The organism is Micromonospora sp. NPDC050795, from assembly GCF_044456785.1.
Taxonomy (GTDB): Bacteria; Actinomycetota; Actinomycetes; order Mycobacteriales; family Micromonosporaceae; genus Micromonospora.
On sequence record NZ_JBITGE010000013.1, the window covers coordinates 25,601 to 43,015 of the forward strand.

Here is a 17,415-nt window from a genome sequence, read left to right on the forward strand (position 1 = left end):
CGTCGCCCCCCTCGTCTGCGCGGTGCCCCACCGCGCGTCCCAATCTCTTGAAAAACCGTGAAGACTCAGTTGGTACGGCCGGCGGTTTCCACCGCATCGGCCCGGCCCTGCTCCCGGGCTCGCGCCGCGGACCGCAACGTCTCGATCTCGCGCTCGAAGTCGGCGAGCGAGTCGAACGAGCGGTAGACGCTGGCGAACCGCAGGTAGGCGATCTCGTCCAGGTCGCGTAGCGGACCCAGGATCGCCAGGCCCACGTCGTGGCTGGGGATCTCGGCGGCCCCCTTGGCCCGGACCGACTCCTCCACCCGCTGCGCGAGCAGCGCGAGGGAGTCGTCGTCCACCGGCCGGCCCTGGCACGCCTTACGCACCCCGCCGATGATCTTCGTGCGACTGAACGGCTCGGTCACCCCGCTGCGCTTGACGACAGCGAGGACCGCCTCCTCGACGGTGGTGAACCGCTTGCCGCACTCCGGGCAGGATCGCCGCCGTCGGATGAGCTGGCCGTCGTCGGCCTCCCGCGAGTCGACCACCCGGGAGTCAGCGTGCCGGCAGTACGGACACCGCATCGCCCACCTCCTGATCGTGATCAACCGCGTCGTACCGGGCACACCCGGGCACGACTCACCACGGCGGTGTGATGCGCTCACAGCGCCCGCCGTGGTGAACCTTACGGGAGTGCGGTCGGTAGTCAGACCCAACCTGTAGGCAACTTACGCCTGTGTCACTACTACATCTAGGGGTCGACCGTATGTCGCCGCGGAAGCCGGGTCAAGTTGGTCGGCGTGTCCGGCGCGTCACGGACCATCCGGTCATCAACGCACCGCACAACGCCCGAAGACCCAACGTCACGACGCCGCCCGGGTTACCGGCCAGCCGGCCGGACCCAGCTGGGAAATGATGCAGGATCGAACACCAGTGCTACCTGACGTACCATTTATCAGAACATCCGTACGACCGGAGCGCTTTTTCACCCCGACACGCCGGTGAGAGGTCGTACAGATGTTTGAAAATGACTGATCTCACCTATACGGTCATGAACAACGTGGCACCACCGCACGCACCACGAGCCGACGAGGCACCCAGCGCCGACCAGGGAGGACGGACGTGACCGAGGACCGGGCCAGCCGGCCGAAGAGCCCGCAGCAGATCACCGAGGCGGGCCCCCCGGCCACCCGACGCCGCAGCGCCGCGCGCAGCCGGACGGGTCAGCCCGCCGTGCGTCCGGTCACCCCGGTGGTCAGCGCCTTCCCCGACCCGGCGACGATCGACCTGACCGCCCGCCAACGGCGCATCCTGGAGTTCATCCGCACCTGGGTCGAGCGCCACGGCTACCCGCCGAGCGTCCGCGAGATCGGCGAGGCGGTCGGCCTGGTGTCGCCGTCCAGCGTCGCCTACCAGCTCAAGGAGCTGGAGAAGAAGGGCTTCCTGCGCCGCGACCCGAACCGGCCGCGCGCGGTGGACGTACGCGCCCCCAGCGAGGCGATCGACGACGAGCTGTCGAGGGCACAGCGGCCCACCCCGGCGTACGTGCCGATGCTCGGTCGGATCGCCGCCGGTGGGCCGATCCTCGCCGAACAGGCCGTGGAGGACATCTTCCCGCTCCCCCGCGAGCTGGTGGGTGAGGGCGAGGTCTTCATGCTCCAGGTCAAGGGCGACTCGATGCTCGACGCGGCGATCTGCGACGGCGACTGGGTGGTCGTCCGGCAGCAGCCGACCGCCGACTCCGGCGAGATCGTGGCCGCCATGCTCGACGGCGAGGCGACAGTGAAGACCTACCGGCGGCGCGACGGGCACGTCTGGCTGATGCCGCAGAACCCGGCCTTCGACCCGATCCCCGGCGACGACGCCACCATCATGGGCCGGGTCGTGGCGGTGCTACGCCGAATCTGACCGATCGGCGGGTGGGTGCCACCAAGCGCTCATCCGCACCGCTCGTCAGGCCAGGTGAGCGCTACAGCGTCCGATCAGTAACGGTCGCCGCGTGGGCCGCGACCGCCCCCGGGATACTGCCCGTACGGGTCGACGGGCGCGTCCTCGTCACGTCGCCGGCTGGGCCGCTGACCCCGGTAGTCGGGCTCCTGCCCACCGCGCCGGGGCGGCTCCGCGCGACCGGGCTGACCGCCGTCACCGCCGCCGTACACGCCACCGCCAGGACGACCACCACCGCCCTGCGGACGACCACCACCGCCGCCCTGCGGACGACCACCACCGCCGCCCTGGGGACGACCAACGCCACCGGCCGGGGGACGGCCACCACCACCAGCGGGGGGACGACCACCGCCGCCGTAAACGCCAGCACCGCCGCCGTCCGGGCGCGGCGCACCGTAGCCGCCGTCAGCCGAAGCCGGCCGGCCGCCACCGCCGTACACCCCACCGCCCGCCGGGGCCGGGCCACCACGACCCGCGCCACCTGCCGGGGCCGGGCCACCACGACCCGCGCCACCGCCGTAGACAGCGCCGCCGGCCGGTGCGCCGCCCCCGTACACACCACCCCTGCGGTCATCGTCGGCCGGGAACCCGTCGACGGCACGGCCGGCACGCGGGCCGAACGGCTCATCGTCCGGCTCCGACGGGTCGGACGCGTCAGCGGTCGGCGGCCGACGGCGGGCGCGAACGATGCCGAAGATTCCGGCGGCGACCAGGAGCAGGCCGATCAGCCCGACCGCCCCCACCAGGTACGTGATGTCGTCGAGGCTCAGCCCGTCGGTCCAGGACTTCGAGGCGGCCGGTTTGGCACCGTCCTCGGCGGCCAGTGGCGCGGCCGTCGACGTGGACGGGGTGTAGCCGAGGATGTCGATCGGCTCGTCCTCGCTGAACCGGCCCGCGTCGGAGACGGTGAGGAACGACTTTCCGTCCGGGGTGTAGCTGATGGCCTCGCCGAACGGGTCGGCCAGCGGCGTGACCCGCGGCTTGCCGGTGGTGAGCGCACCCACGATGTCGCCACCGGTCACGTCGAACTCGAAGGCGTCCGCGTACGTGCGCAGAACCACCCGGGAGCCGTCCGGTGCCCGGGACGCGCCGGTGATGGCGATCCGGCCGAACGTGTTGAGGGTGTTCTCCGTCTGGGTCTTCGGCAGCGTGAGCTCGCCGGCCTTACGCATCGGCACCGGCTCGGTGTCGCCGCTCTTGAGGGCCGCCGACGGCGTGTAGATCTCGGCCTTGCCGCTGGTCACCTTAGTGATGATCAGCGGTTTTCCGTCGTCGCCGATGAGCAACGCCTCAGCGTCGTGCGGTTTGGCCTCGGGGTAGGAGAGCCGGTGCAGCGTCGGCTGCTTGGCGCCGCTGACCGGCATCGACCAGAGCGCGACGCGGCTGCGGCGCTCCTTCGAGTCGGGGTTGTCACCGGTGTCGGCGATCCAGAGGGTGCGGCCGTCCTTGGACAGGGCGAGATCCTCGGTGTCGAACGGACCCTGCCCCGAGTAGCGGACCGGCTCCTTCGAGATCTTGCACTTGCTGTCGAGGAAGAAGACCCGCTTGCGCTCCGCCACGTCGGTGCCGTCGTTGATGACGATGTAGCCACTCTTGGTGGCGACCAGCCCGGACAGCTCCCGTAGGCGCTCGTCGGTGATTGTGCATCGCTTCTGGCCAGGGTTCGCGGCGGGCGGCCCGGACGCCCCAGGGGCGGGAGCCGCCGCGGCGGCTCCGGCGAGCGCCACGGTTGCCCCGAGCAGGCCGAGGGCAACCGTGACCGAGGAAACAACGCGGCGCATTCGGCCAGTGTCGCATGCCGCGCGTTTCCGGGGGATGACGCCGTGGCCGCTCAGGATCGGCTGCCGGCCGCCTGCCCCTGCCGTTCCACGTCGAAGGCCGTCAGCTCCGCCGCCAGCTCCGCGCCGACCCGGACGTGCAGGAGAGTGCCCTCCGGCAGGTGCGACGTGCTGAGCACCTCACCCGTGCGGTGCGCCCGAGCCACCAGGTCGCCCCGGTCGTACGGCAGCACGGCCCGGACCTCGACGGCCGGACTCGGCAGCCGCTCCTCGATCGCCGCGCGCAGCTCGTCCATGCCCCGCCCGGAGTGCGCGGACACGAAGATCGCGTCCGGCCAGAGCCGCTTGAGCCGCAGCAGGGTGTCCTCGTCAGCGGCGTCGGTCTTGTTGACCACCAACAGCTCGGGAAGCCGGTCCGCGCTGACCTCGGCAAGCACCGTGTGGACCGCCCGGACCTGCTCCTCCGGATCCGGGTGGGTGCCGTCCACGACGTGCACCACCAGATCGGCCTGCGCGACCTCCTCCAGCGTCGAGCGGAACGCCTCGACGATCTGGTGCGGAAGGTGTCGGACGAAGCCGACGGTGTCGGAGAGGGTGTAGAGCCGCCCGTCCGAGGTGGTGGCCTTGCGGGTCGTCGGGTCCAGCGTGGCGAACAGCGCGTTCTCCACCAGCACGCCCGCGCCGGTCAGGCGGTTGAGCAGGCTGGACTTGCCGGCGTTGGTGTAGCCGGCGATGGCGACCGCGGGAACGGAGTTACGGGAACGGCGCGAACGCTTGGTCACGCGTACCGTCTTCATGCTCTTGATCTCGCGACGCAGCCGGGAGATGCGGTGCCGGATGCGCCGCCGGTCGGTCTCCAGCTTGGTCTCACCGGGACCACGTACACCCACACCGCCGCCGGCACCGCCACCCCGGCCGGAACCACCGGTCTGCCGGGAGAGCGTCTCACCCCAACCGCGCAGTCGGGGCAGCAGGTATTCGAGCTGGGCCAGCTCGACCTGCGCCTTACCTTCCTTGCTCTTGGCGTGCTGGGCGAAGATGTCGAGGATCAGCGCGGTGCGGTCGACGACCTTGACCTTGGTGCGCTGCTCCAGGTTGCGCAACTGCGACGGGGACAGCTCACCATCACAGATGACAGTGTCGGCGCCGGTGGAGAGCACCACCGCGCCGAGATCGTCGACCTTGCCACGGCCGATGTACGTGGCCGGGTCGGGTCGGGTACGACGTTGGATGAGCCCTTCGAGCACCTGCGAACCGGCGGTTTCGGCCAGCGCGGCGAGCTCGGTCAGCGAGTTTTCCGCGTCGGTGACAGTGCCTTCGGTCCAGACGCCCACCAGGACGACCCGCTCCAGCCGCAGCTGGCGGTATTCCACCTCGGTGACGTCGGTGAGCTCGGTTGACAGGCCCGGGACGCGTCGGAGGGACTGCCGCTCCGACAGCTCCATCTCGCCGGTGGTGACGTCGTCGAGCTCGTCCTCGACGGGGACAAAGCTCTCCTGGTCTCGCAAGCGGTTCTCCTGTCCGTTTTGATAAGTAGAACGTAATCCTGACATGACACAACGCCGAACGCACCTGCTATATGCCCATGGTGAAGGTCGCCAAAAGTGGGGGCGAATGCTGGTCGGCCGCGACGACCCGGTAGAAATGCGGGCGGCGGCCGAACGGCCGCACAGCCGTTACGGAGGGATCCCGTGGCCATCACCCGACTGCCCAGCGCCGGATTTTCGATCACCATCCGGATCGCCGTGACCGCGGACGCCTCCTCGATCGGCCGGCTCACCACCTCCGTCGGCGAGGCCGGGGCGATCGTCACGGCGCTGGACGTGGTGGACTCGGACCCGACCAACGTGATCGTCGACCTGACCTGCGACACCGCCGACGCCGGTCACGCCGACCAGGTGGTCGACGCGCTGACCGCGCTGGACGGCGTGGACGTGCGCAAGGTGTCGGACCGGACGTTCCTGCTGCACCTGGGCGGCAAGATCGAGGTGACCTCGAAGGTCGCGCTGCGCAACCGCGACGAGCTGTCCCGCGCGTACACCCCCGGGGTTGCCCGGGTCTGCATGGCGATCGCCGAGAACCCGGCCGACGCCCGGCGACTGACCATCAAGCGCAACACCGTCGCCGTGGTCAGCGACGGCTCGGCGGTGCTCGGGCTGGGCAACCTCGGCCCGGCCGCGTCGCTGCCGGTGATGGAGGGCAAGGCCGCGCTGTTCAAGCGCTTCGGCGGGGTGGACGCCTGGCCGGTGGTGCTGGACACCCAGGACACCGACGAGATCGTGCAGATCGTCAAGGCGATCGCGCCGGCCTACGGCGGCATCAACCTGGAGGACATCGCCGCGCCGCGCTGCTTCGAGATCGAGGCCCGGCTGCGCGAGGCGCTGGACATCCCGGTCTTCCACGACGATCAGCACGGCACCGCGATCTGCGTGCTGGCCGCGCTGACCAACGCGCTGCGGGTGGTGGGCAAGCAGCTCGCGGACGTCCGGGTGGTCGTCTCCGGAGCCGGCGCGGCCGGCACCGCGATCATGAAGCTGCTGCTGCGCCAGGGCGTCGGCGACATCATCGCGTACGACCGGGAGGGCGCCCTGCACCGCGGGCTGACCGGGCTCAACTCGGCGTGGCAGTGGCTGGCGGAGAACACCAACAAGGAGAACTACTCCGGCGACCTGCCCGGAGCGATCCGGGGTGCCGACGTGTTCATCGGCGTCAGCGCGCCGAACCTGCTCACCGGCGACGACATCGCGCAGATGGCGAAGAACTCGATCGTCTTCGCGCTGGCCAACCCCGACCCGGAGGTCGACCCGCGGGAGGCACGCAAGCACGCCGCGGTGGTCGCCACCGGCCGTTCGGACCAGCCGAACCAGATCAACAACGTGCTCGCGTTCCCCGGGGTGTTCCGCGGCATGCTGGACGCGCACGCCGAGGAGTTCACCGAGGAGATGGCCATCGCGGCCGCCCGGGCCATCGCGGACGTGGTCGGCGAAGACAAGATCAACCCGACGGTGATCGTGCCGAGCGTCTTCGACTCCCGGGTCGCCCCGGCTGTCGCCGCCGCCGTCCGGGCCGCCGCGCACAACCCCAGCCCGCTCCCGGCCGCCGACCCCGGCCCCGCCGACCTCCCCGAGATCGCCGCCACCGCCAGCGCCACCCCGTAACCCCAACCCGGCCCGGCCCGGCCCTGCCCGCGTCCGGCCCCGAACCGTCCGTCGATCATGAAGTTGTTGCCCCGACACGCCGAGCCGAGTGGCAATAACTTCATGATCAACGGGGCGAACCCGAGGGGCGGACCCGGGGGTGGTCAGGTGGGGAGGGTTACCTCGCCGGTGGCCACCAGGACGGCGGGGCCGGAGAGCCAGCAGGAGCTCTCGGTGACGGTCACCGTCAGGCGACCGCCGGGCACGTCGACGGCGACCACGCCGGTGTCCAGGCCGGCGTCGCGCAGTGCCACCGCGCCCACCGCGCAGGCGCCGGTCCCGCAGGACAGGGTCTCGGCGCTGCCGCGCTCGTACACCCGCATCAGGCTGTGCTCGTCGGTGCCGTCGACCGGGTCGCCCGCCACGATGAACTCGACGTTCACCCCGCTCGGGAAGACCGCCGGGTCGAACCCGGGCGCGACGGTCAGGTCCAGCGCCGACAGCTCCACGCCGGCCGGCAGGACGCAGACCAGGTGCGGGTTGCCGACGTCCACCACCGCACCGGTCAGGGTCAGCCCGCCGAGGGTGGCGGCAGAACTGTCGTACACCTGGGGTCGACGCATCTCGACGGACACGGCGTCGCCCTCGACCAGCGCGCGCACGACGCCGGCCCGGGTTGCCACCGGCAACGCCGCGCCGGCGGGCGTGGCCAACCCGGTGTCGAGCAGGTAGCGCACGAAGACCCGAGCGCCGTTGCCGCACATCTCGGCGAACGAGCCGTCAGCGTTCCAATAGTCCATGAACCACTCGGCCTCGCCGGCCAGACCCGCGCCGTCCGGATGCTTGGCCGCGCGGACCACCCGCAGGACGCCGTCCGCGCCGATGCCCCGACGCCTGTCGCAGAGCGCCGCGACCAGCTCCGGGGTCAGGTCGAGCTGACCGTCCGGGTCGGGGAGGAGGACGAAGTCGTTGCCGGTGCCGTGGCCCTTGGTGAACTCCACAGCACCATCATCGCGCAGCAGCCGGCACCAGACGCAGGGCGGCCCCGATAAGGTCCGGGGTCGTCGAGTCCAGCCAGTGGATCCGCGGGTCGCGGCGGAACCAGGACCGCTGCCGCCGGACGAACCGCCGGGTCGCCCGGACCGTCTCGTCGTGCGCCTGCGCCTCGGTCAGCTCACCGGCGAGCAGGCGCAGCACCTGCTGGTAGCCGAGCGCCCGACTCGCCGTCCGCCCCTCGGGCAGCCCGCGCCCGACCAGCTCACGGGTCTCCGGCACCAGGCCGTCGGCCCACATCCGGTCCACCCGCAGCGCGATCCGCTCGTCCAGCAGACCGGTGTCCAGGTCGACGCCGAGCTGCACCGACGGGTAGTACGGCGTGGGCTGCGGCAACGAGGCGGCGAACGGCGCGCCGGTCAGCTCGATCACCTCCAGGGCCCGGACGATCCGCCGGCCGTTCGCCGGCAGGATGCTCTCGGCGGCGACCGGGTCGGCGGCGCGCAGCCGCGCGTACAGCGGGGCCGGGCCGACCTCGGCCAACTCCCGTTCCAGCCGCTCCCGCAGCGCCGCGTCCGTGCCGGGGAACTCGAAGCGCTCCAGCACCGCCCGCACGTACAGCCCGGAGCCACCGACCAGCAGCGGCACCCGCCCCCGCGACAGGATGTCGTCCACCGCCGCGCGGGCCAGCCGCTGGTACTCCGCGACGCTCGCCGGCTCGGTGACCTCCCAGACATCCAGCAGGTGATGCGGCACCCCGTCCCGCTCGGCGAGGGTCAGCTTCGCCGTGCCGATGTCCATGCCCCGGTAGAGCTGCATCGAGTCGGCGTTGACCACCTCCCCGTCCAGGGCATGCGCCAACGCGATGCTCAGCGCGGACTTACCGGCCGCGGTCGGGCCGACCACGGCGACGACCAGGCCGGTCACGCCCGCTCCCAGGACGCCACGAAGTACGCCACCCCGTAGGGAGCGGAGTCGTGCAACAACTCGCCGCGCCACCCACCACCGGCAGCGCGGGCCGCGCCCGCGAGCACCTGCCAGGGGGCGCGACCGGCGGCCTTCAGCTCCGTCGACACCACCGGGTCGAGGTCGAGCAGGGCGTCCAGGTCCGCGTCGGCCAGCGCCGCCGCAACCCCCTGGTCGTACGGGAGGGCACGCGCGTCGTCGTACCCGGGTGCTTTCTCCCCGCGGCAGGCCGACCCGTCCCCGAGCACCAGCGACGCCACCCGGTCACCGGCGGCACCGACCTCGTCGGCGAGCGCGGCCAGCTCGGCCGGGCCGGCGTCGGCGGCCACCTGCACTGCCGTCACCGGCGGTCGGGTTTCGTGCCGGGCCAGCAACCACGCGCCGATGGTCAGGCTCAACGGCAGCACCGCGCCCCGGTCCGGTTGGCCCGGCACCAACGGCACGTCCAGGTCGACACCCCACGGCTGAAGGGAACCGGTCGCCGGGGTGCGGATCGGGCCGGTCACCGGGCCGGTGCCCACCAGCACCACAATGTCCGGATCGGTGGTCAACAGCCGGCGTACGGCGGTGTCACAGGCCGCCCGCAGATCGTCCAACTCCGGCGCTGCGGAGCCGGCCACCTCGGGCACGAGCAGGGGCGGATGCGGGCAGACGGCGGCGGCGACCAGTGGCACCCGTCCACCGTAGCGGGAATCCCCGGTGCGTCTCCGCGCCGATCCGGTCATTCGGCCCCTAGGACACCGTATGGTCACGGTCGGCGATAGGCGCTCGACGCGGACCGGGTCGGACCTGTGACAATGCCGGAAGCAACTTGGCTGCGCCGTGGCGGCGACGGGGGATCGATCCCTCGACGCCGGGAGAACGAGGATGGGCACATGAGCGACTGGACTGCCTTCGGACGGGTGGACGCGGACGGCACCGTGTACGTCAAGACCACCGAGGGAGAGCGGGTGGTCGGATCCTGGCAGGCGGGAGCACCGGAGGAGGGCCTGGCACACTTCGCACGACGCTTCGCCGACCTGGTGACCGAGGTGGACCTGACCGAGGCGCGACTCAAGTCGGGTGCGGCGGACGCCGGGCACTCGTTGAGCACGATCCGGCGGATCCGGACCACGCTGCCCGAGGCCAACGTGGTCGGCGACATCGACGCGCTGGCCACCCGCCTGGACAAGCTGGCGACCCTCGCCGAGGAGAAGGCCGGCGAAGCGCGCGCCGCCCGGGACGCCGCTCGAGGCGAGGCCCTGGCCCGCAAGACCGCGCTGGTCGAGGAAGCCGAGAAGCTGGCCGCCGAATCCACCGGGTGGAAGACCGCCGGTGACCGGCTCAAGGAGATCCTCGACGAGTGGAAGACCATCCGCGGGGTCGACAAGAAGGCCGACGGTGAGCTGTGGAAGCGGTTCGCCGCCGCCCGGGACGGCTTCACCCGCCGCCGCGGCGCCCACTTCGCCTCCCTCGACTCGCAGCGCAAGCAGGCCCAGACCGCCAAGGAGGAGTTGGTCGCCGAAGCGGAGAAGCTCGCGGACTCCACCGACTGGGCCGCCACCGCCAACCAGCTCAAGGACCTGATGACCCAGTGGAAGGCTGCCCCGCGCGCCTCCAAGGAGGCCGAGCAGAAGCTCTGGGAACGGTTCCGGGGTGCGCAGGACGCCTTCTTCAGCAAGCGCAGTGAGGTCTTCTCCGCACGGGACAACGAGCAGCGCGGCAACCTGGAGCGCAAGCAGGCCCTGCTCGCCGAGGCCGAGGCGTTGGACATCGACGCCGACCCGAAGGGGGCCCAGGCCAAGCTGCGGGAGATCCAGGCCCAGTGGCACGAGGCCGGCCGGGTGCCCCGCGAGGCGGCCGCCGGGCTGGAGCGTCGACTGCGCGTCATCGACGACAAGGTCCGTGACGTGATGGACTCGGCGTGGCGCCGCACCACCAAGGAGGACAACCCGCTGCTCGCCCAGATGCGGGCGCAGGTGGCGGAGGCCGAGGACCGGCTGGCCCGGGCGCAGAGCGCCGGGGACGCACGCCGGATCAAGGAGGCCGAGCAGGCCCTCGCCTCCAAGCGGCAGTTCCTCCAACTCGCCGAGCAGGCCGGCTGAGCTGACGACGTCCGGAGCCCCCGGCCCTTCACGGGTCCGGGGGCTCCCGCGTGTCCGGCCTCCGACAACCGCGCCCACACACGCCCGAATCCCCCGCGCCCCGCGCTCCGAACACCCGCGCCCCGTCCGCCGAACCCCCGCTCACCCGAGCCCGCGTCGCCGCTACCGCGTCAAGATGCGCGCAATTTCCCGGATGTTGCTGCCTCGGACAGGCGGGAGACAGCAACATCCCTGATGTTGCGCCGCTGGGGACGCGTTGTGACGGACGCTCGACGCGGGCAGCGCCACGCCACGCCGCCGGGGCGCGGGCGGGGCGGGCGAGACGGCCGCTGCGGTGCAGCGCGGGGCGGGGCGGGGCGGTGCCGATGGGCAGGTTGACGCATTGACGTGGGCTGATCAGAATGAGCGACGGAGCCAGGTAGGGCCACCGGCGCGAGGGCGACGAAGGCGGAGCATCCGCCGTCGAGGGTCGCCGGTGAGCTTCCGCGAGTGACCACGTCCGCGTGACATGGGCCGTCGCGTGCTGTCCGCGTACCCCTGAGGGACCGTGACGTGCGGACGGCCGCCCGCCGGCGTCGTTTCTTGACGGCGCCGGATCTCCGAAGTGGAGCTCGAATTGTTCCGTCCGAAAGCTCTCGGCGGCGCGTTCACCGCGCTCGCCACCGTCGCGGCTGGCGTGTTCCTCGCCACCGCCGTCAGCACCAGCCCGGCCGTCGCCGCCGGCACCGGTACGGGTTACTTGCATACCAGTGGCAACCAGATCGTGGACAGCACCGGTGCGACGGTGCGGTTGACCGGCATCAACTGGTTCGGCATGGAGACCGACAACAAGACCTTCCACGGGCTGTGGTCGAACAACCCGTGGCGGGGGCAGCTCGACACGATGGCCCGGTTGGGTTACAACACGTTGCGGGTGCCGTACTCGAACGACGCGCTGAAGCCGGGTGCGACCGCCAGTGGGATCAACGACTTCGTCAACCCGGACCTGATCGGGCTGTCGCCGTTGCAGATCCTGGACAAGGTGATCGACTACGCCGGCAGCAAAGGCATGCGGATCATCCTGGACCGGCACCGGCCGACGGCGGCCGGGCAGTCACCACTCTGGTACACGTCGACTGTTTCCGAGGCGACCTGGATCAACGACTGGAAGATGCTCGCTCAGCGGTACGCGGGCAACCCGACGGTGATCGGCGCCGATCTGCACAACGAGCCGCACGCGGAGGGCACCAACCCGGCGGCCACCGGCGCGTGCTGGGGATGTGGCGACACGACCCGGGACTGGCGGCTCGCCGCCGAGCGGGCCGGGAACGCCATCCTCGGTGTCCAGCCCAACTGGTTGATCTTCGTGGAGGGGGTGAGCTGCCCGAGTGGTGGCCTCTCCAACGTCTGGGACGGCGACACCAGCAACGACGAGGACTGCGGTTGGTGGGGTGGCAACCTGTCGAAGGCGGGTCAGTTCCCGGTCCGGCTGAGCGTGGCGAACCGGTTGGTCTACTCGCCGCACGAGTACGCCACCTCGGTGTACCGGCAGACCTGGTTCGACGCCCCGGACTACCCGGCGAACATGCCGGCCATCTGGGACAAGTACTTCGGTTACCTCTACAAGCAGAACATCGCCCCGATCATGATGGGCGAGTTCGGCAGCACCCTGGTCGACCCGAAGGACAAGGTGTGGCTGGAGAAGTTGATGGCGTACACCGGGACCGGGGTGACCGGGATGTCGTTCACCTACTGGTCGTGGAACCCCAACTCGGGTGACACCGGCGGTATCGCGTTGGACGACTGGACCAATGTCAACACCGCCAAGCAGGCGATCCTCCAGCCGTACCTGATCGCGCCGTCCGGTGGCGGCACCAGCGGGCCGCCGACCGGCGGGCCGACGGACCCGCCGACCGGTGCCTGCACGGCCACCTACCGGCAGGTCAACGCCTGGCAGGGCGGCTTCCAGGGCGAGTTGACGGTGAAGAACACCGGCTCGGGCGCGGTGAACCCGTGGTCGGTCACCTGGAGTTGGCCGTCCGGGGTGACGTTGGGCAGTGGTTGGAACGCCACTGTCACGCAGTCCGGTACGACGGTGACCGCGGCGGCTCCGAGCCACGCTCCGTCCCTGCCGGCAGGCGGCTCGGTCACGGTGGGCTTCACCGCCAACGGCACGGCGAGCGCGCCGGGCACTGTGAAACTCAACGGCACCGCCTGCTGATCCACCAGGACGGCCGGTGCGTTGCTGCCGGGGCGGCCGGTGTGCAGCGCATCGGCCGTCCCGGCCATTTACATTCAGATTCTTCTATGTTTTCATCGGGAAAGCGCTTGCCTCTTCGTTGGTGGGTGCGAGCGCGGGAGCCGCTCTCCTTCACGAACCTGCACCGGCGGACCCGAGGACCACTGGTCCCGGCCGAGATTCGCCGCCCACGGGCATGGGCGTCGCGACACCTCCGTCCGCCTCATCGAAAGGAAGCAGCATGCGCACAGGACGGCGTCGAATGACGCTGATCGCCACCACTGCCGCAGCCACCGCCACAGTGGTCACCGCCGGGCTCCTGACCTCCGTGTCCGCCCAGGCGGCCGCCGGCTGCCAGGTGGCCTACTCGGTCGCCAGCCAGTGGCCGGGTGGATTCACCGGCAACGTCACAGTCACCAACCTCGGCGACCCGGTCTCCGGGTGGACATTGCGCTGGTCGTACGGGGCCGGTCAGCAGACCAGCCAGGCGTGGGGCGCCACCGTCACGCAGAGCGGCAGCCAGGTCTCCGCGACGAACGTCGACTACAACGGCAACCTGGCGACGAACGCCAGCGCCTCGTTCGGCTTCAACGCGAGTTGGAACAACTCCAGCAACCCGGCTCCGAGCAGCTTCAGCCTGAACAACGTCGCCTGCACCGGCAGCACCACACCGACCACCCCGCCGCCGACCACCCCGCCACCGTCGAGCACTCCCCCGCCCGGCCAGCAGCCCTCGGCGCTGGTCGGCTGGGCCACCCAGAACGGCGGCACCACGGGTGGCGGCAACGCCGCCACGACCACCGTCAGCAACGCCTCGGGCCTGACCAGCGCGCTGAACGCCACCGGCGCCGCAGTCATCCGGGTGACCGGGACGATCACCTGCTCGGGGATGCTGCGGGTCCGGTCCAACAAGACCATCATCGGCAACTACGGGGCGACGATCGTCGGCTGCGGGCTCAACATCAGCGGTGACCGCAACGTGATCATTCGCAACCTGACCTTCCGCAACTGGAACGACGACGCGATCAACGTGCAGGAGTCGGCCACCAACATCTGGATCGACCACAACAGCTTCAGCAACGGGTACGACGGCGCCGTCGACATCAAGCGCGGCTCGGACTTCGTCACCGTCTCGTGGAACCGGGTCTTCAGCCACGACAAGACGATGCTGCTCGGTCACAGCGACGACAACGCCAGCCAGGACGTCGGTCACCTGCGGGTGAGCTACCACCACAACTGGTTCGACGGCAGCAACCAGCGCAACCCCCGGGTGCGCTTCGGCAACCCGGTGCACGTCTACAACAACTACTACCGGGCCAACGGCGGCTACGGCGTGGCGTCCACCGAGAACGCCGGCGTGCTCGTCGAGGGCAACTACTTCGAGAACGTGGACGACCCGTACCACCTCGGCGAGGGGGACTCGGGGCCCGGCAGCCTTGTCGCCCGCAACAACCACTTCGTCAACTCGCCCACCGGCCAGACCGGCGGCAGCGTGGCCAGCATCCCGTACTCGTACCAGCTGGACACCGCGAGCAACGTCAAGTCCATCGTGACGGCGGGCGCCGGCGCCGGCAAGATCACCGTCTGACCACGGAGGGGCCCCTGGTCGAGGGGCCCCTCCGCGCGGTCAGTGGGTGGCGCAGCCAGCGGCGGGGGCAGCCACGACCGGCGGTGCGCCGATCGTCGGCAGACCGAGCAACACCCCAGGGGTACGCGGGGAGCGCCCCGCCTCGGCCGCGTCACCGGCCCGGGTGCGACGGTGCGCCACCGGCGCGCCGTCGGCGTTCAGGTGGTGCGGCGCGGCGTACGTCACAGTGGTGTGCACGATGTCGCCCGGCCGGATCTGACCGGCCAGGGACTCCCCGCCGGCGGTCTCCGTCGCGAAGTGCACGAGTCGACCGTCGCGGGCCCGACCGGACATCCGGCCGGTCCGCTCGTCCTTGCGGCCCTCGCCGACCGCGACCAGCACCTCGACGGTCTCACCGACGAGGCGCTTGTTCTCCGCCCAGGTGATCTCCTCGACGCATGCGATCAACCGCTCGTAGCGTTCCTGCACCACCTGCTTGGGTAGCTGGTCGTCCATCGTCGCGGCGGGCGTGCCGGGCCGCTTCGAGTACTGGAAGGTGAAGGCCGAGGAGAACCGTGCCTCCCGGACCACGTCCAGGGTGCGCTGGAAGTCGGCCTCGGTCTCACCGGGGAAGCCGACGATGATGTCGGTGGTGATCGCCGCGTCCGGCATCGCCGCGCGGACCTTCTCGATGATCCCCAGGTAGCGCTCGGAGCGGTAGGACCGGCGCATCGCCCGGAGCACGTCGTCGGAGCCGGACTGCAACGGCATGTGCAGCGAGTGGCAGACGTTCGGCGTCTCGGCCATCGCGGCGATGACGTCGTCGGTGAAGTCCTTCGGGTGCGGGCTGGTGAACCGCACCCGCTCCAACCCGTCGATGTCGCCGCAGGCCCGCAGCAGCTTGCCGAACGCGTACCGGTCGCCGAACTCCACGCCGTACGAGTTGACGTTCTGCCCGAGCAGGGTCACCTCCAGCACGCCCTCGTCGACCAGGGCGCGCACCTCGGAGAGGATGTCTCCGGGGCGTCGGTCCTTCTCCTTGCCGCGCAGCGCCGGCACGATGCAGAACGTGCAGGTGTTGTTGCACCCAACCGAGATCGACACCCAGCCGGCGTACGTGGACTCGCGGCGGGTGGGCAGCGTGGACGGGAAGACGTCGAGGGACTCCAGGATCTCCACCTCGGCGGCGGCGTTGTGCCGGGCCCGCTCCAACAGCACCGGCAGCGCGCCGATGTTGTGGGTGCCGAAGACGACGTCCACCCAGGGGGCCTTGCGGACGATGTCGCCCCGATCCTTCTGGGCGAGGCAGCCACCGACAGCGATCTGCATCCCGGGGTGCTTGTCCTTGACCGGGCGCAGGCGACCGAGGTTGCCGTAGAGCCGGTTGTCCGCGTTCTCCCGCACCGCGCAGGTATTGAAGACCACGATGTCCGGGGTGTCGTCGCCAGCGGGTGCACGCTCGTATCCCGCCTGCTCGAGCAGGCCGGAGATGCGTTCGGAGTCGTGCACGTTCATCTGGCAGCCGTACGTGACGACGTTGTAGGTCCTAGCCACCCTGTTGGTGCCCCTTCCCCTCGGGCTACCAGGGTAGCGGCCCGGCCCGGGGGGACCTCCGACCGGCTTTGTCCGGTCCTGCGGCGTTGACCCGGCGGCCCATGGTGAGGGTTTACGGCGGACAGTACGCTTCGGCACAGAACGTGACCCCGGGCGATTCGGGGTCTTCGTACTCAGGGCCGCTGCGCGGCTCCGCTCAGCCGGGCAGCGCAGAACGACCCGCGGGAGGCCACACGTGACGCGACAAGATGCGGCACAACGCACCGTCATGACGCCGGACGGACGGCACCTCGCCGTGGAGACCTCGGGCGCGCCAGACGGGCCCGTGGTCTTCCTGCTGCACGGCACCCCGGGCGGCCGCAGCGGCCCCCGACCCCGCGGCATCGTCATCTACCGCCTCGGCGTGCATCTCGTCTGCTACGACCGACCCGGGTACGGCGACTCCGACCGGCACGAGGGGCGGCGGGTGGCCGACGCCGCGACCGACGTGGCGGCGATCGCCGACGACCTCGGCATCGAGCGGTTCTCGGTGGTGGGCCGCTCCGGTGGTGGGCCACACGCCCTGGCCTGCGCCGCGCTCCTGCCGGACCGGGTCACCCGGGCCGCCGTACTGGTGGGGCTCGCCCCGGCCGGCGCGCCCGACCTGGACTGGTACGCCGGGATGGCCGAGACGAACATAAAGGACTACGGGCAGGCCGACGGCGACCTGGCCGCGCTCATGCTCAACCTCAAGGTTCGCGCGGACGAGGCCCGGCGGGACCCGATGACGCTGCTGGACTTCCTCCGCCCCCAGTTGCCCGGCGAGGACATCCGGGTCGTCGACGACCTCGCGATCCGCCGGCTGCTCACCGACATGTACGCCGAGGCGCTGCGACACGGCCCAGAGGGTTGGATCGACGACGTGCTGGCGATACGGCGTGGCTGGGGGTTCGACCTGAGCGCCATCCGCGCGGAGGTCCGGCTCTGGCACGGCGAGCAGGACCGCTTCTCCCCAATGGAGCACTCGCACTGGCTCGCCTCGCGGATCCCGCGCGCCGAGGTGCAGGTGCAGCCCGGGGCCGCGCACTTCGGGGCGGTGGAGATCCTCCCGCAGACCCTGGCCTGGCTGGCCACGCCGACCCTCGCGACCAGCCCGGGGCTCTGAGCGCCCGGCCCGGCCGGGACCGGTGGGTCGGCCCGACCGGCCGCC

Annotated in this window: 13 protein-coding genes; 6 read left to right on the forward strand and 7 right to left on the reverse strand. The window is 71.1% G+C overall.

What is annotated here, in order from left to right; genetic code table 11:
* Positions 1–65: 65 nt before the first annotated feature.
* The gene (nrdR, locus tag ACIBEF_RS13880) at positions 66–566 is read right to left on the reverse strand and encodes a transcriptional regulator NrdR (RefSeq protein ID WP_396793722.1); all 501 of its coding nucleotides are present in this window, start codon (positions 564–566) and stop codon (positions 66–68) included.
* Between the two features lie 538 nt (positions 567–1,104).
* Between nrdR and lexA the strand changes: the two genes are divergently transcribed.
* Complete coding sequence (gene lexA / locus ACIBEF_RS13885; RefSeq protein ID WP_347664061.1) at positions 1,105–1,890, forward strand: transcriptional repressor LexA; 786 nt, start codon at positions 1,105–1,107, stop codon at positions 1,888–1,890.
* Between the two features lie 74 nt (positions 1,891–1,964).
* Here lexA and ACIBEF_RS13890 read toward each other — a convergent pair whose 3' ends face one another.
* Both ACIBEF_RS13890 and hflX read right to left on the reverse strand, forming a co-directional pair.
* Positions 1,965–3,710, reverse strand: coding sequence for a hypothetical protein (locus tag ACIBEF_RS13890; protein WP_396793723.1), 1,746 nt, complete (start codon positions 3,708–3,710; stop codon positions 1,965–1,967).
* Positions 3,711–3,760: 50 nt separating this feature from the next.
* Positions 3,761–5,215, reverse strand: a complete 1,455-nt coding sequence (hflX, locus tag ACIBEF_RS13895; protein ID WP_393225331.1) for a GTPase HflX — start codon at positions 5,213–5,215, stop codon at positions 3,761–3,763.
* 183 nt (positions 5,216–5,398) lie between these two features.
* Here hflX and ACIBEF_RS13900 point away from each other — a divergent pair, with 183 nt between their 5' ends.
* On the forward strand, positions 5,399–6,865 hold the full coding sequence (locus ACIBEF_RS13900; RefSeq protein WP_357197065.1) for an NAD-dependent malic enzyme: 1,467 nt from the start codon (positions 5,399–5,401) through the stop codon (positions 6,863–6,865).
* A gap of 143 nt (positions 6,866–7,008) precedes the next feature.
* Here ACIBEF_RS13900 and dapF read toward each other — a convergent pair whose 3' ends face one another.
* The 3 genes from dapF to ACIBEF_RS13915 are packed head-to-tail and all read right to left on the reverse strand — an operon-like array spanning position 7,009 to position 9,528.
* Positions 7,009–7,845 carry a diaminopimelate epimerase gene (dapF, locus tag ACIBEF_RS13905; protein WP_396793724.1) on the reverse strand — a complete coding sequence of 279 codons (837 nt, stop codon included), beginning with the start codon at positions 7,843–7,845 and terminating at the stop codon, positions 7,009–7,011.
* Positions 7,846–7,852: 7 nt separating this feature from the next.
* Positions 7,853–8,776, reverse strand: a complete 924-nt coding sequence (miaA, locus tag ACIBEF_RS13910; RefSeq protein ID WP_396793813.1) for a tRNA (adenosine(37)-N6)-dimethylallyltransferase MiaA — start codon at positions 8,774–8,776, stop codon at positions 7,853–7,855.
* The gene (locus ACIBEF_RS13915) at positions 8,761–9,528 is read right to left on the reverse strand and encodes a hypothetical protein (RefSeq protein ID WP_396793725.1); all 768 of its coding nucleotides are present in this window, start codon (positions 9,526–9,528) and stop codon (positions 8,761–8,763) included. The genes miaA and ACIBEF_RS13915 overlap by 16 nt, the downstream gene beginning before the upstream one ends.
* Positions 9,529–9,678: 150 nt before the next feature.
* Here ACIBEF_RS13915 and ACIBEF_RS13920 point away from each other — a divergent pair, with 150 nt between their 5' ends.
* From ACIBEF_RS13920 to ACIBEF_RS13930, 3 genes are all read left to right on the forward strand, one after another.
* Complete coding sequence (locus ACIBEF_RS13920) at positions 9,679–10,887, forward strand: DUF349 domain-containing protein (protein WP_396793726.1); 1,209 nt, start codon at positions 9,679–9,681, stop codon at positions 10,885–10,887.
* Positions 10,888–11,503: 616 nt separating this feature from the next.
* Complete coding sequence (locus ACIBEF_RS13925) at positions 11,504–13,087, forward strand: cellulase family glycosylhydrolase (protein ID WP_396793727.1); 1,584 nt, start codon at positions 11,504–11,506, stop codon at positions 13,085–13,087.
* A 259-nt stretch (positions 13,088–13,346) separates the two neighbouring features.
* Complete coding sequence (locus tag ACIBEF_RS13930) at positions 13,347–14,693, forward strand: cellulose binding domain-containing protein (RefSeq protein WP_396793728.1); 1,347 nt, start codon at positions 13,347–13,349, stop codon at positions 14,691–14,693.
* 39 nt (positions 14,694–14,732) lie between these two features.
* Here the strand turns inward: ACIBEF_RS13930 and miaB are convergent, their stop codons facing one another.
* Complete coding sequence (gene miaB, locus ACIBEF_RS13935; protein ID WP_396793729.1) at positions 14,733–16,226, reverse strand: tRNA (N6-isopentenyl adenosine(37)-C2)-methylthiotransferase MiaB; 1,494 nt, start codon at positions 16,224–16,226, stop codon at positions 14,733–14,735.
* Between the two features lie 268 nt (positions 16,227–16,494).
* On the opposite strand from miaB, the gene ACIBEF_RS13940 reads away from it, so the two are divergent.
* A complete protein-coding gene (locus ACIBEF_RS13940) occupies positions 16,495–17,370 on the forward strand; it encodes an alpha/beta fold hydrolase (RefSeq protein ID WP_396793814.1) in 876 nt (291 codons plus the stop codon).
* Positions 17,371–17,415 lie beyond the last annotated feature (45 nt).